This is a genomic window from Micromonospora sp. NPDC049004 (assembly GCF_040649315.1).
Taxonomy (GTDB): domain Bacteria; phylum Actinomycetota; class Actinomycetes; order Mycobacteriales; family Micromonosporaceae; genus Micromonospora.
The window spans coordinates 47657-61683 of sequence record NZ_JBEZFG010000014.1 but is presented as its reverse complement, the minus strand read 5'-3'; the positions used below and the strand labels follow the sequence as shown (position 1 = coordinate 61683).

Genomic DNA, 14027 nt, shown 5'->3' with positions numbered 1-14027 from the left:
CAGCGGATCAGAGGTAGTTCTCCGCCTCGTCGCACACCTTGTCGAGGCCCTTCATCGCCGTGTCGTACGCGCCCTTGTTGCCGGCCGCCGCCGCACCCAGGGCGGTGGTCAGCTTGTCCAGGCAGCTCGCGATGACCTTCTTCTGCCGGGCCTGCTCGTCACGGTCGTTGCGGGTGCCGGTCAGGTCCTGCTCGGTGTTGTCGAGCTTGTCCTGCAGGGCCTGCAGATCCGTCTTGAGCTTCGCGATCTCGGTGGTGTTGGCCGCGATGGTCCCGTCGCGCTGGCTGACCTGGCCGGTGAGGCGCTTCTCGGTCCGGTTCAGCTCGTTGTTCTTGGTCACGAACAGCCCGGTCATCACCCCGCTGACCACGAAGAGCAGCACGGCCACCAGAGCCAGCACCAGCACCGCGCGACCCCGCCGCGGGGCGGCGGGAGCGCCGTACGGCGCCATCCCGGGCGGACCGGACATCGGCTGCCCGTACGCCGGGCCGGAGACCGGCGGCGCGGACATCGGCGGCGCGGACATCGGCTGCCCGTACGCCGGCCCGGAGACCGGCGGCGCGGACATCGGCTGCCCGTACGCCGGCCCGGAGACCGGCGGCGCGGACATCGGCTGGCCGGCGTACGGCGGGGCGCTGGCCGGGTAGCCCGGCGTCTGCGGGGTGCCGTACTGCGGCGCGGCCTGACCCGGCGCGTACTGCTGCGGCGCGGGCTGGCCGGGCGCGTACTGCTGCTGCGGTGCCGGCTGGCCGGGCGCGTACTGCTGCGGCGCGGGCTGCCCGGCCGGGTACCGCACGGTCGGGTCGGTGCCGGCCGCGTGCTGCACGGTCGGGTCGTTGCCGGCCGCGTGCTGCACCGTGGCGTCGGGGTCGGGCGAGCCGGCCGGCGGCGTGGGGGTGGCGGGCGGGAAACCCTCCGGCCCGGTCGGTGGCTGGGACATGTTCTTCCTCCAGGTGAGCAGGTCCTCCGCCGGTAGGCGCGACGGACCAGGTGCAGCGGCGGGATCGTCCGGGACCGAGGACCCGGATGGGTCGGAGACGGCCGGGGAGGCCGTCGGTGACGCGAGCGGCCGGAGAGGCCGTCGGTGGCGCGAGCGGCCGGGAAGGCCGTGGGTGGCGCGAGCGGCCGGGAAGGCCGTGGGTGGCGCGAGCGGCCGGAGCCGCCGGTCAGCAGATCTTGAACCCGTCGCAGGCGACCTTGATCGGGATGGCGAGCCCGATGCCCTCGGCGTCACGAGCCTTGGCGGTGGCGATGCCGACCACCTGCTTGCTGCCGTTGATCACCGGACCGCCGGAGTTGCCGGGGTTGATCGGAGCGTCGAACTGGATGGCCGGCCCGGAGCTGCCCTGCGCCGCGCGCAACGCGCTCACCACACCGGTCGTGACGCTGTCCTCCAGGCCGAGCGGAGCACCGACGACGATGATCTGCTGGCCGGACTTCACGGCGCTGGGCGCGGTGACCAGGCCGGTGAACTTGCCGGTCGCCCGCAGGTGCGCCACGTCGTTGGCCTTGTCGACCTTGACGATGGTGGCCGGGAAGCGCTGGTCCGTGCGCTCCAGGAAGACCTGTCGGCCGCCGCTCTCCCAGATCGACTCGACGACGTGGAAGTTGGTGAACAGGTTGGTGCCGCCACCGGCGGCCGGCTTGCCCACCGCGAACGCGGTGCCGGTGAACTGGCCGGCCCGCACCCGAAAGACGCTGGGCAGCACGGCGCTGGCCACCGCCTCGGGGTTGAACGCGGCCCCGGCCTGCTTCTCCAGCGCGTCGGTGCGCTGTTCCAGGCCGTCGAGGCGGGTGCCGTCGCCGTCCTGGGCCTGGGCCAGCCGGCGGTCGGTGGCGGCGAGCCGGTCGCCGAGGCGGTTGAGCTGGTACGCCTGCAGGCCGGCCACGGCGGCCAGCACGACGACGAGCAGCGCGGCGAGCGCCATCGGCCAACGGCGCCGGGTGGGTCGCGCGGGCGGGGTGGCGCCCGGCCAGGCGGGCTGGCCGGGGTGAGTCGCGGTCGGGAACGGCGGCGCGCTGGCCAGGTCACCGGCGGGCGGATAGCCGCCCGCGCCGTAGGCCGTGGGAGCGCCTGGGGTGTACGGACCGGCGCCGTACGGCGCGGGCCCGGCCGCGTGCGGCGCCGGCCCGGCCGCGTACGGCGCGGCACTGCCGTGTCCAGCGGCGACGCCCGGTCCAGCGGTCGTGCCGTACGCAGTCGGCGTGCCCTGTGCAGCCGGCGTGCCCTGCGCAGCGGCGGTGCCGTGTGCAGTTCCGGTGCCCGGTGCGGCGGCCGTGGTGTGTGGGCCGGCCGGCACGGGCCCCTGGGGCGCCGCGCCCCACTGGCCGGCGTTCGGCGGGGCCGCCCAGCCGGCACGGGGCGCCGGGACGGCGGCGGTGGGCTCGCCACCGGGGCCCGGGGCACCGTGCCAGGTGGCGCCGACCTCCGGGTGCGGTTCGATGCGCGGCGGCAGGGGGCCCGGCCGTTCGGCCGCCCGCCCGCTCACGTCGTCAGGCTCGGCGCCCGTTGGCCGTGCGTCCCCCGCACCGAAGCCAGCCGTCATGATCGTCTTGCCCTTCCCCGTGGTCGTGCGCTTGCGGCCACGGCCCAGGATCACCCGAACGGGGGCCGGCGGCTCGATGGACCGTACCTGCGCGAAAGGGCTTTGTCTCCCCCGATGTCCGGCATCCGAAAGGACACCTTGCGGACACCTGACCGACACACGCCGGACCGGCTGCACACGCCGGATCACGGCGCGCACTAGGGTTGGCAGGTGACCGACGAACCACCCCTGCGCCGTCGGCCCACCGAAGAACTCCCGGGACACGCACCCCAGCAGCCGCCGTCGGCCCAGCCGCAGCCGGCGGGCGAGGGGCCCGACCCGACCGACGGTGGGCCCGTTCCGCTGACCGCCCCCCGCGACGGCACCCCTGATCCCGTGACCACACAGGCCGAGCTCGCCGAGGTCGTGGCCCGGTTCGCGGCGGGCACCGGCCCGGTTGCCCTGGACGCCGAGCGCGCTTCGGGCTACCGCTACAGCCAACGCGCGTACCTGGTGCAGCTGCGCCGCGAGGGCGCCGGCACCGTGCTGATCGACCCGCTGCCGCTGCCCGACCTCAGCGCGCTGGACGCGGTGATCGGCGAGGCCGAGTGGGTGCTCCACGCGGCCAGTCAGGATCTGCCGTGCCTGGCCGAGGTGGGGCTGCGTCCACGCCGGTTGTTCGACACGGAACTGGCCGCTCGGCTGGCCGGGTTCGAGCGGGTCGGCCTGGCCGCGCTGACCGAGCAGCTACTCGGATTCACCCTGGAGAAGCATCACTCGGCGGCCGACTGGTCGAGTCGGCCGCTGCCCGAGTCGTGGCTGACCTACGCGGCGCTCGACGTGGAGATGCTCACCGACCTCCGGGACGCGCTCGACGCCGAGCTGGCCCGGCAGGGCAAGTCGGCCTGGGCCGCCGAGGAGTTCGCCGCCCTGGTCCGGACGGGCGCGCGGCCGCCCCGGGTCCGCGCGGAACCCTGGCGGCGCACGTCGGGCATCCACCGGGTGCGCGGGGCGCGGGCTCAGGCCCGGGTCCGCTCGTTGTGGTATGCCCGGGACCAGATCGCGGCCCGGCGGGACGCCGCGCCCGGCCGGGTGCTGCCCGACTCGGCCATCGTCGCCGCCGCCGAGCTGGATCCGAAGGACGAGAAGACGCTGCTGACGCTGCCCGGCTTCGGCGGCCGGTCGGTCCGTCGGCTGGCCCGCACCTGGCTGGCCGCGCTGGACGTCGCCCGGGAGCTGCCGGACGACGCGCTTCCGGTCACCCCGGCGGTGGAGGGCCCACCACCGCCGCACCGGTGGGCCGAGCGGGACCCGGTGGCGGCGGGTCGGCTGGCCCGCTGCCGGGAGGTGGTGGTCCGCATCGCGGGCGAGCACAACCTGCCCCCGGAAAATCTGATCACCCCGGATTCGGTACGTCGTCTGGCGTGGAGCCCGCCGGAGGAGGTCACCGAGGACACGGTGGCGGAGACCCTGCGCGGCTTCAACGCCCGCGAGTGGCAGATCGCCCTGCTGACCGCCGAGCTGACCCGGGCCCTGTCCCCCAACCCCATCCCCTGACCCGTCCCCGCCTCCCGGTGTGGGGTGTGCCACAGCGGGGGGCGGGCGGCAGGTTGGTTACTGGCGAGTAGCATCCGGGGTAACGTGCCCGTTCGGCTAGGAGGCTCAAGTGCCCCGTGAAGTTCGGGATGTCGTCTTCGTCGACGGCGTCCGTACCCCGTTCGGCAAGGCGGGTGGCATGTACGCCAACACCCGCGCCGACGACCTGGTGATCCGCTGCATCCGTGAACTGCTGCGCCGCAACCCGCAGCTGCCGCCGGAGCGGGTCGAGGAGGTCGCCATCGCGGCCACCACCCAGATCGGTGACCAGGGCCTCACCATCGGCCGCACCGCCGCGCTGCTGGCCGGTCTGCCCAAGACCGTTCCCGGCTTCGCGATCGACCGGATGTGCGCCGGCGCGATGACCGCCGTGACCACGGTCGCGAGCGGCATCGCCATGGGCGCGTACGACGTCGCCATCGCCGGTGGCGTCGAGCACATGGGCCGTCACCCGATGGGTGAGGGCGTCGACCCCAACCCGCGCATCATCGCGGAGAAGCTGGTGGACCCGTCGGCGCTGGTCATGGGCGCCACGGCGGAGAACCTGCACGACCTCGTCCCGCACATCACCAAGGAGCGCACCGACGCGTTCGCGCTCGCCTCGCAGCAGAAGACGGCGAAGGCGTACGCCAACGGCAAGCTCCAGGACGACCTGGTGCCGGTGGCCATCCGCGACGCCGAGGGCGGCTGGGGTCTGGCCGGCGTGGACGAGGCTCCCCGCGACACGTCGCTGGAGAAGCTGGCCACCCTGAAGACCCCGTTCCGCCCGCACGGGAAGGTCACCGCGGGCAACGCGGCGGGCCTGAACGACGGCGCCACCGCGAGCCTGCTCGCTGACGAGGCCACCGCCCGCGAGCTGGGCCTGCCGATCGCCATGCGGCTGGTGTCGTTCGGTTTCGTCGGCGTGGAGCCGGAGGTGATGGGCGTCGGCCCGATCCCGTCGACGGAGAAGGCCCTGCGCCTCGCCGGCCTGACGATCGACGACATCGGCCTGTTCGAGCTGAACGAGGCGTTCGCCGTGCAGGTGCTCGCGTTCCTCGACCACTTCGGCATCGCCGACGACGACCCGCGGGTCAACCCGTGGGGTGGCGCCATCGCCATCGGCCACCCCCTCGCCTCGTCCGGCGTACGGCTGATGACGCAGCTGGCCCGCCAGTTCGCCGAGCACCCCGAGGTCCGCTACGGCGTCACCGCGATGTGCATCGGCATCGGCATGGGCGGCACGGTCATCTGGGAGAACCCGCACTGGACGGAGGGCGACAAGTGAAGGCGCCGAACGAGGTCGTCACCAAGGCGCTGCTGCGTCAGGTGACCGTGCCGGGGCTGGACCGTCCCGCCGCCCTGATCACCCTGGACAACGGCTTCGACCACACCAAGCCGAACACCTTCGGCCCGGCCGGTCTGACCAGCCTGGACGAGGCCATCACGGCCGCGCTCGCCGCCGACCCGGCGTTCATCGCGGTCACCGGCAAGCCGTACATCTTCTGTGTGGGCGCGGACATCGTCGGCCTGCCGCAGCTCGCCGACCGCGCGCAGGCGCTGGAGATCGGCCGGCTCGGCCACCGGGTCTTCGCCCGGCTCAAGGACAGCAGCGTCCCCACGTTCGCGTTCGTCAACGGCGCGGCAATGGGCGGCGGCCTGGAGTTGGCGCTGCACTGCCACTACCGGACGCTGTCCGGCGGTGCGGCGGCGCTCGCCCTGCCCGAGGTCTCCCTCGGTCTGGTGCCCGGCTGGGGCGGCACGCAACTGTTGCCGAACCTGATCGGCATCCCCGCCGCCACCCAGGTGATCATCCAGAACCCGCTCATGCAGAACAAGATGCTCAAGCCGAAGCAGGCTGCCGAGATGGGCATCGCGGACGTGCTGCTGGAGCCGGCCGACTTCCTGGAGCGGTCCCTGGAATGGGCCGCCGGTGTGGTGCGGGGTCAGGTCACCGTGACCCGGCCCGAGGTCGACAAGGACATGTGGGCGGGCGTGCTCTACTTCGCCCGGGAGACGCTGAACCAGCGGCTGCACGGCGCGGTCCCGGCCGCGTACAAGGCCCTGGACCTGCTGGAGACGGCGAAGGACGGCGACTTCGCCGCCGGCACCGCCGCCGAGGACGAGGCCCTCGCTGACCTGGTCTTCTCCGAGGAGCTGCGCAGCGGCCTGTACGCGTTCGACCTGGTGCAGCGGCGGGCCAAGCGGCCGGCCGGCGCACCGGACAAGGGCCTGGCCCGCCCGGTCACCAAGGTCGGCATCGTCGGCGCCGGCCTGATGGCCAGCCAGCTGGCGCTGCTGTTCGCCCGCCGCCTCCAGGTGCCGGTCGTCATGAGCGACCTGGACCAGGCCCGGGTGGACAAGGGCGTCGGCTACGTCCACACCCAGATCGAGAAGGCCGTCACCAAGGGCCGGATGGACAAGGGCACGGCCGCCAAGCTGTACGGCCTGGTCAGCGGCACTGTCGACAAGGGCGCCTTCGCGGACGCCGACTTCGTCATCGAGGCGGTCTTCGAGGACCTGGGCGTCAAGAAGCAGGTCTGGGCCGAGCTGGAGAAGATCGTCTCCCCGGAGGCGGTGCTCGCCACCAACACCAGCTCGCTGTCCATCACCGAGATGGCCGCCGAGCTGGAGCACCCGGAGCGGGTGGTCGGCTTCCACTTCTTCAACCCGGTGGCCGTGCTGCCGCTGCTGGAGATCGTCCGGGGCGAGCGGACCGACGACGCCACCCTCGCCACCGCGTTCGCGGTCGGCAAGCAGCTCAAGAAGTCGAGCGTGCTGGTCTCCGACGCCCCGGCGTTCGTGGTGAACCGGCTGCTCACCCGCTTCCTGGGCACCGTCTTCGCCGCCGTGGACGCCGGCACGCCGCTGGACGTGGCGAACAGCGCACTGGACCCGCTGGGCCTGCCGATGCGCCCGCTCGCCCTGCTTCAGCTGGTCGGGCCGGCAGTGGCGTACCACGTGGGCGGCACCCTGCACGCCGCGTTCCCGGACCGGTTCGGGGTCAGCGAGAACCTCAAGCGGATCGCCGACTCGGGCCAGCCGATCGTGGTCGACGACCAGGTGAACGACGAGGTGGCCAAGCTGCTCGTGGTCGGTGACCAGCCGCTGACCGCCGAGCAGGTACGCCAGAACGCGCTCGACGCGCTCGCGCAGGAGATCCGGCTGATGCTGGACGAGGGCGTGGTCGCCGAGGCGCAGGACATCGACCTGTGCATGATCCTGGGTGCCGGTTGGCCGTTCCACCTGGGCGGCGTCACGCCGTACCTGGACCGGACCGGCACCAGCGAGCGGGTCACCGGCCGGCGGTTCCTGCCGCTCGGAGCGGCGAGCCTGCCCGCCTGACACGTCCCCCGCACCACCGTCGCGGTGGCCGGACCGTCCCTCGTGGACCGGGCCGGCCACCGCGCTCGTTGGTGGCCGGCCACGGCGTGTGCCGGGCCTGGGCTGAGGCAACGCCGGGGCGGTCGCCGGGTTACGATCACGCGCTTTGCACACCCATCCTGGAGCTGACTGATGTCCCAGCCGCCGGCCAACCCCTTCGGCCCGCCGCACGATTCCCCTCACCCGCCGCAGCAGCCGGGCCAGCCGGCCGTGCCGCAGCAGCCGGGCCAGCCGCAGCAGCCCGGCGGTTGGCCGCCGCCGCAGCAGGGCTTCGGGCCGGCTCAGCCGGGCCAGCCGTACGGCGACCCGAACCAGTTCGGCGGCCCGCCGCCGGCGAAGAAGTCGAACGTCGGCAAGATCATCCTGATCGTGCTGGCCGTGGTGCTCGTGCTCTGCCTCGGCGGCGCGGCGATCACCTGGTTCGCGGTCAAGGACGAGGTGGGCGACGTCGTCGACGCCACCAAGACCCGGGTGGTCGCGCCGGCCACCCTCGCCGGCCGGGCGAAGAACACCGACCCGCAGTTGCAGTCGGTCGCCGACCAGATGGTCACCTCAATGAAGGCCGAGGTGCAGAACGAGACCAGCACGATCGGCGCGTTCTACGGTGACCCGGCCAAGCAGGACCTGATCATGGTCACGGCGGTGTCCGGCGTGATGGCCGACCCGAAGAAGGAACTGGACGAGGCCGTCACCGGGCTCTCCAGCGAGCTGTCGGTGACCAACATGGCGGTGGTCGAGGCGGGCCCGCTGGGCGGTGACGCGCGCTGCGGCGACGGCAAGACCGAGGGTGTGCCGCTCGGCGTCTGCGTCTGGGCCGACCGGGGCAGCGTGGGCCTGGTGGTCATGTACTTCAAGTCGGCCGAGGAGACGAAGGCCGAGTTCGTCACCATCCGGGGTCAGATCGAGCAGCGCTCCTGACCCGTGCACGACCGGGGCCCCGGCCACCTCAGGGTGATCGGGGCCCCTGCCGTACCGCACCGATCGCTCAGGAGACCGGTTCGGCGTCACCCGTCGCCGCGACGACAGCCGGTGACGCGGCCCGCTCGGCCGCGCTGCGCAGCACGCAGAACTCGTTGCCCTCCGGGTCGGCGAGCACCACCCAGCCCGAGCCGTCCGGGCGGATCTGGTCGGCGACGTGCACCGCGCCGATGCCGAGCAGCCGCTCGACCTCGTCGGCCCGCGATCGGTCGGCCGGCTCCAGGTCCAGGTGCAGTCGATTCTTCACCGCCTTGCCCTCGGGCACGGCGATGAACAGCACCTCCGGCCCGCCCGGCGGCAGCAGCATCGCCTCCGGGTCGCCCGGGAAGTCGTCGGGCTGCCGGGGGCAGTCGAAGACCTGCGACCAGAAGCCGGCCAGGGCGTACGTGTCGCGACAGTCGAAGCTGATGTTGTGGATCGTCGAACTCACTGTTGGTCCTCCGAAGTGGTGGTGACGACACGTTCCCTGGCGCTGCGCAGCACGCAGAACTCGTTGCCCTCCGGGTCGGCGAGCACCGCCCAGCCCGTGCCGTCGGCATGCCGACGGTCGGCGACCATCGTGGCGCCGAGGCCGAGCACCCGCTCGATCTCCTCGTCGCGGGTCCGGTCGACAGGTTCCAGGCAGATGTGCTGCCGGTTCTTGGTCACCTTGTCGTCGGGCACCGCCTGGAAGAACAGGTTCGGGGTGGCCTCGTCCGGCGGCAGCAGGACCGCCTCCGGATCACCCGGGGCGTCCTCGCCGTGCCGGGCGTAGCCGAGCACCGCCGACCAGAAGCCGGCCAGGGAGTACGTGTCGTGGCAGTCGAAACTGATGTTGCGGATCCGTGGATACACGGGTGGTCCCTCCATGGTCGGATGGGGACGCTCCGCTGCCCGGGGTCAGCCGGCGAAGACCCGGGGTGCGGAGCCCTGATTGGTGGACATCGACGCACCCCCTTTCGCTCTCGAGCTGACGTGGGTGATCTTGCCATCGGGCGAGCGCCGTCCGCAACCCTCGCGGCCGCGCCGACCGCTCAGCCGGCAGCGGGCACCGGGCCGGTCACCGCCGGGGCGTCCGCGGTCGGCAGGGTGACGGTCACCTCCAGGCCGCCGCCGGGCTGGGCGATCACCCGGACGGTGCCGCCGTGCGCCTGGCAGACCGCCCGGACGATGGACAGGCCCAGGCCGGAGCCGCGCGCCCCGGTGCGTTCCCGGCCGCCGCGCCGGAACGGCTCGAACAGCCCGGGCACGTCGGCCTGGTCGACCTCGAACCCGGTGTTGCCCACGACCAGCCACGAGCGGTCGCCGTCGGTGCCGGTACGCACCCAGAGCCGACCGTGCAGGTGGTTGTAGCGGACGGCGTTCTCGATCAGGTTGCCGGCCAGCCGGTCGAGCAGACCCGGATCGCCGACCACCGGCGCGGATTCCAGCGACGTCTGCACGCGCAGGCCGATCCGCTCGACCTCGCGGCGCATCGCGGACAGCGCGTTGGCGGTGCCCGCCGCGAGGTCGCACTCGGTGCGCCGGCCAAGGCGCCGCCCGGCCTGCGCCTCGCTGCGGGCCAGCACCAGCAGGGCGTCCACCAGGCTGTTCGCCCGCTCCGAGGCGTCCCGGACGACTGTCGCCATCCGGCGGTACTCGGCGGCGTCCGCGTCGTCGTCGCTGAGCGTCACGTCGATCTCGGTCCGCATGACGGCGAGCGGGGTCCGCAGCTCGTGCGAGGCGTTGGCCACGAAGCGCTTCTGCGCCTCGAACGCGGACGCGATCCGGTCCAGCATCGCGTCGAACGTCTTGGCCAACTCGGCGACCTCGTCGTCCGCGCCCGAGTAGCCGATCCGCTGGTCCAGCGTCGCCTCACCGAGTCGCTGTGCGGTCGCGGTGACCTGGTGCAGGGGTCGCAGCGCCCGGCCGGCCACGGCGTACGCGCCGGCCACCCCGACCACGCTGATCGCCAACAGCGCGACCAGGCCCTTGGCCAGCAGCTCCCCGGAGGCGGCGTCGACCAGCTCCCGCTGCCACTGGGCGGCGTCCATCCGCCCACCGTCGGAGAGCACCACCGTCGTGCCGGGCAGCAGCTCGTCGGTGGGCCGCAGCGCGTCCCGGACCAGCAGCCAGGCCAGCAGCACCAGGATCGCGCCAGCGCCGACCAGCAGCACCCCGTTGAGCAGCGTCAGCCGCAACCGCAGGGTGGGTCGCAACCGCCCCGGCCGGCTCACGGCAGGACCTCGGCCGTGCGGTAACCCGCCCCCACCACCGTCTCGATCAACGGCGGGTCGCCGAGCTTGCGGCGCAGCGTCATGACCGTCACCCGGACGATGGTGGTGAACGGGTCGGTGTTGGCGTCCCACACCCGCTCCAACAACTCCTCGCTGGACACCACCGCGCCCCGGGCCTTGAGCAGCTCACTGAGCACGCCGAACTCCTTGTTCGTCAGGTCCATCGGCACACCGGCGCGGGTCGCGACCCGGCGGGCCGGGTCCAGCACCAGGTCCGCCAGTTCGAGAACCGGCGGCGCGGCGGGGGTGGCCCGCCGACCCAGCGCCTGCACCCGGGCGACCAATTCGTCGAACGCGAACGGCTTGGGCAGGTAGTCGTCCGCCCCGAGCTGCAACCCCTCCACCCGGTCAGCCACGGTGCCGCTCGCGGTCAGCATCAGCACCCGGGTCAGCGCCCCGGAGGCGGCGAGGTCGGCGCAGATCTGGTCGCCGTGCACGCCGGGCAGGTCGCGGTCGAGCACCACCACGTCGTACCGGGTGACGAACGCCGCCTCGTGGCCGGCGTCGCCGTCGTACGCCACGTCCACCGCCATGCCCCGCTTGCGCAGCCCGCGCGCGATCGCGTCGGCGAGGTTGCGTTCGTCCTCCACCACCAGTACCCGCATCCCGGCCTCCTCGCTGCTGACCACCGACAACCTAGTGCCGGCGGGCAACAATCCTCCCTCGCCGCCCGGACCGACCCCGCCGGTGGTCAGCGGGGCAACCGCCACAGCCCGTACGCGTTGTCGCGCCGCCGGCAGAGCAGCCGCCCGGTGAGGGCCTGACAGTCCCCGGTCGCGTCCCGCAACACGTCGAGCGTCCGGGCCCGGCCACCGGTGACGTCCAGCTCGGCGACGAGCAGACCCCCGTCGGGATGGCGGCGTACGCCGATCAGCGGGCCGCCGCGGGCGAACTGCGCCAGCTCCCACCGACCCAGCTCGGCCAGCACCCGGCCGGTCGGTGGGTCGAGCACGACGATCTCCTCCGCACCCGGCCCGGCGCTGCTCACCGTGGTGGCCACCAGCCGACCGGCGTAGGGCCAGACCCACCCCCAGCGGTCGCTCGCCCAGAGGTCCCGACCGGTGGCGGCGTCGAGCGCCCGCAGCCCGCCGGAACGGGTCTGCACGCAGATGACGACGCCGCAGTCCGACGCGTACAGCGCCTCGCCGGCAGGCACGCGCCACCGCTGGCGCAGGTCGTCGAGCCCGTACGCGGTGGTCGTGGCCGTCGCGCCACCGATGGTGAGCAGCAGGTCGTCCGCCAGTTGCACCGACACGCCGGACGCACCCCCGCCGGCGTCGAGGTCAGCGCGGGCTAGCACCGCGCCGGTGGTCGGGTCGCGGACCTCGGTCGACCCGCGCAGGCGGACGACGAGCAGGCGGTCCACCCCGTGCTCGCCGTCGCGGAGGACGAACATGCCGCCGGGGCTGATCGGCAGCTGCCAGCGCACCGTCCCGCAGCACAGGTCGACCCCGCGCAGGGTGTCCCCCTGGTCGTCACCGGCGGTGGACCACATGAGGAGGTTGCCGTCGGGAAGCGCGGCGGCGTTGCCGGGCTGCTGCCAGCGGTACGTTCCGGTCCGGCGGTCCAGCGCGATCGTGAGCGTCCCCTGATTGTCCGGGCCGACCTCGTGGCCGGTGACCAGCAGCGTCTCGCCCTGCTGCGCGACCCCCCAGTACCGGCCCTCGGTCGGCAACGGCACCTGCCACGCCGGCTCGCCGCCGGGCAGCCGGGTCGCGGTGAGCCGCCGCTGCCCCGTCCCGCCGAGCGGCTCGACGAGGACGAAGAGGTCGTCGGTGACCAGCGCCTCGGCGCCGAGCTCTGCCGGCAGCGTCAGCACCTCGCGCCTGTTGAACGGCCCCGAACCGGCGAGGCCGGCGAGCACCAGCAGCAGAACCAGCGCGCAGCGCAGGGGCCGTTGCCGCGCCAGCGGCGGGCGGGGCAGCCGGATCGGGTCGGGGTCCGGCCCGTGCCGCAGCTCCCCGAGGTCGATCACCGGACCGCTCACCGGGACAACCGCCACAGGGCGCTCGAGCCGTCGAGGCGGCGGCAGAGCAGGACGGGCAGCGCCACCTGGCACCCGCCGACCACGCCCGGGAGCACGTCCAGGAGTCGCGTCCGGCCGGCGGTGAGGTCCAGCTCGGCGACGACGAGCCGGCCGTCGGGGGTCGGCCGTACGCCGATCAGCGGGTCGTCGCGGCGCAGCTGGTCCACCAGCTGCCACCGGCCCAGCTCCGCGCGTTCCCGTCCGGTCCGGGCGTCCCGCACCGCGTACCGCTGCTCGGGCGTGGTCACCAGCAGCATGTCCCGCCGGACGTCGACCAATGTGTCCGGCCCGGGGTCCGACCAGCGAACGGCGCCGGTGGCGGGGTCGATGGCCTGGATGGCGCCGGTCTGCTGGACGGTGCAGAGCAGATCTGCGCACGGCACCGCCCAGGCCACCAGCGGCAGCGAGGACGTCCACACCGGCTCCAGTCCGGGCAGCCGGAAGGCGACCAGCCCGGTGCTGCCGGGCGGAACGAGCAGCACGAGGTCGTCCACCACCTGCACCCGCTGGAACGCCGACCGGGCGCCGGGCAACGTGTCCACACTGCCCACCAGGTCGCCGCTGCCGGCGTCGTACACCTGCAGCTCGCCGGTCGGCTGGACGAACACGATCTGGTCGACCTGGTTGACCGGTCCGTGGTAAGCGGGGCTGCCGGACGCGATGGGCACCGACCAGAGCACCCGGCCGGTGTCGGGCGCCACCCGGGTCACCGTGCCCGGCCCGTCGCCCAGGTCGTTCGCGAGGAGCAGGCCCCCGTCGGCCGTTCGCTGGGCGATCCCCGGCTGGCGCCAGCGCCGCTGACCCGTCCCGGCGTCGAAGGCGGTGGTCTCCAGCACCCCGTCAGCGGTGCTGGCACCCACCGCCAGCAGCATCCCGCGGTCGGCCCAGACCGCCAGGAAGTCACCGCTGCGTTCCAGCGGTGCGCGCCACCGGCGCCGCACGGTGTCCCCGACCCTCGGCCCGGGACGGCTGTACGCGGTCAGGTACCTGTCGCCGACGGGGGTCGACGTGTCGACAACGACGACGGCGTCCTCGGTGAGGTACACCGAGGCGCCCGGCGAGGCCGGCACCGACGTCACGATCCGTTGCCGCACCGGGGTCGCGCCGGCCAGCGTGACGAGGGCCAGCAGCAGCACCGCCGAGCTGCGCAGCCGGCGGCCGGCGGCGCGCGGTCGACGGACCGTCGGCCGCGATTCGGGCTCGTCCCGGACCTCGCCCAGCTCGATGATCGACAAAGATGGTCCCTCCATCACCGGCGGGGTCGGCCGGGGGCCCGGCAAACCG

The 14027-nt window shown here is 73.7% G+C and carries 12 protein-coding genes; 4 read left to right on the top strand and 8 right to left on the bottom strand.

Translation table 11 applies throughout. The features are described from left to right. Positions 1–7: 7 nt before the first annotated feature. Together AB0B97_RS30530 and AB0B97_RS30525 are read right to left on the bottom strand one after the other, a co-directional pair. Positions 8–940: a hypothetical protein gene (locus AB0B97_RS30530; RefSeq protein WP_357498548.1), complete on the bottom strand. Its 933-nt coding sequence runs from the start codon at positions 938–940 to the stop codon at positions 8–10. A gap of 226 nt (positions 941–1166) precedes the next feature. Further along, a complete protein-coding gene (locus AB0B97_RS30525) occupies positions 1167–2489 on the bottom strand; it encodes a trypsin-like peptidase domain-containing protein (protein ID WP_357498546.1) in 1323 nt (440 codons plus the stop codon). 267 nt (positions 2490–2756) lie between these two features. On the opposite strand from AB0B97_RS30525, the gene AB0B97_RS30520 reads away from it, so the two are divergent. The 4 genes from AB0B97_RS30520 (at position 2757) to AB0B97_RS30505 (ending at position 8402) form a co-directional block, all read left to right on the top strand. Further along, positions 2757–4082, top strand: coding sequence for a ribonuclease D (locus AB0B97_RS30520; RefSeq protein WP_357498544.1), 1326 nt, complete (start codon positions 2757–2759; stop codon positions 4080–4082). A gap of 109 nt (positions 4083–4191) precedes the next feature. Continuing rightward, a complete protein-coding gene (locus AB0B97_RS30515) occupies positions 4192–5388 on the top strand; it encodes a thiolase family protein (RefSeq protein ID WP_354858147.1) in 1197 nt (398 codons plus the stop codon). After that, positions 5385–7445 carry a 3-hydroxyacyl-CoA dehydrogenase NAD-binding domain-containing protein gene (locus AB0B97_RS30510; protein WP_357498542.1) on the top strand — a complete coding sequence of 687 codons (2061 nt, stop codon included), beginning with the start codon at positions 5385–5387 and terminating at the stop codon, positions 7443–7445. Before AB0B97_RS30515 ends, AB0B97_RS30510 begins: the two co-directional genes overlap by 4 nt. 171 nt (positions 7446–7616) lie before the next feature. Beyond that, the gene (locus AB0B97_RS30505) at positions 7617–8402 is read left to right on the top strand and encodes a hypothetical protein (protein ID WP_357498540.1); all 786 of its coding nucleotides are present in this window, start codon (positions 7617–7619) and stop codon (positions 8400–8402) included. Between the two features lie 67 nt (positions 8403–8469). On the opposite strand, the gene AB0B97_RS30500 is transcribed toward AB0B97_RS30505, so the two are convergent. From AB0B97_RS30500 to AB0B97_RS30475, 6 genes are all read right to left on the bottom strand, one after another. Beyond that, complete coding sequence (locus tag AB0B97_RS30500; RefSeq protein WP_234590807.1) at positions 8470–8892, bottom strand: VOC family protein; 423 nt, start codon at positions 8890–8892, stop codon at positions 8470–8472. Next, the gene (locus tag AB0B97_RS30495; protein WP_357498538.1) at positions 8889–9311 is read right to left on the bottom strand and encodes a VOC family protein; all 423 of its coding nucleotides are present in this window, start codon (positions 9309–9311) and stop codon (positions 8889–8891) included. The genes AB0B97_RS30500 and AB0B97_RS30495 overlap by 4 nt, the downstream gene beginning before the upstream one ends. Before the next feature lie 164 nt (positions 9312–9475). After that, positions 9476–10657 (bottom strand): HAMP domain-containing sensor histidine kinase, encoded by a 1182-nt coding sequence (locus AB0B97_RS30490; protein ID WP_357498536.1) that lies wholly within the window; start codon positions 10655–10657, stop codon positions 9476–9478. Then, complete coding sequence (locus tag AB0B97_RS30485) at positions 10654–11322, bottom strand: response regulator transcription factor (protein WP_039907546.1); 669 nt, start codon at positions 11320–11322, stop codon at positions 10654–10656. Before AB0B97_RS30485 ends, AB0B97_RS30490 begins: the two co-directional genes overlap by 4 nt. An 86-nt stretch (positions 11323–11408) precedes the next feature. Then, complete coding sequence (locus AB0B97_RS30480; protein WP_357498534.1) at positions 11409–12704, bottom strand: PQQ-binding-like beta-propeller repeat protein; 1296 nt, start codon at positions 12702–12704, stop codon at positions 11409–11411. After that, a complete protein-coding gene (locus tag AB0B97_RS30475) occupies positions 12701–13993 on the bottom strand; it encodes a PQQ-binding-like beta-propeller repeat protein (protein ID WP_234590818.1) in 1293 nt (430 codons plus the stop codon). The genes AB0B97_RS30480 and AB0B97_RS30475 overlap by 4 nt, the downstream gene beginning before the upstream one ends. Positions 13994–14027: the final 34 nt, after the last annotated feature.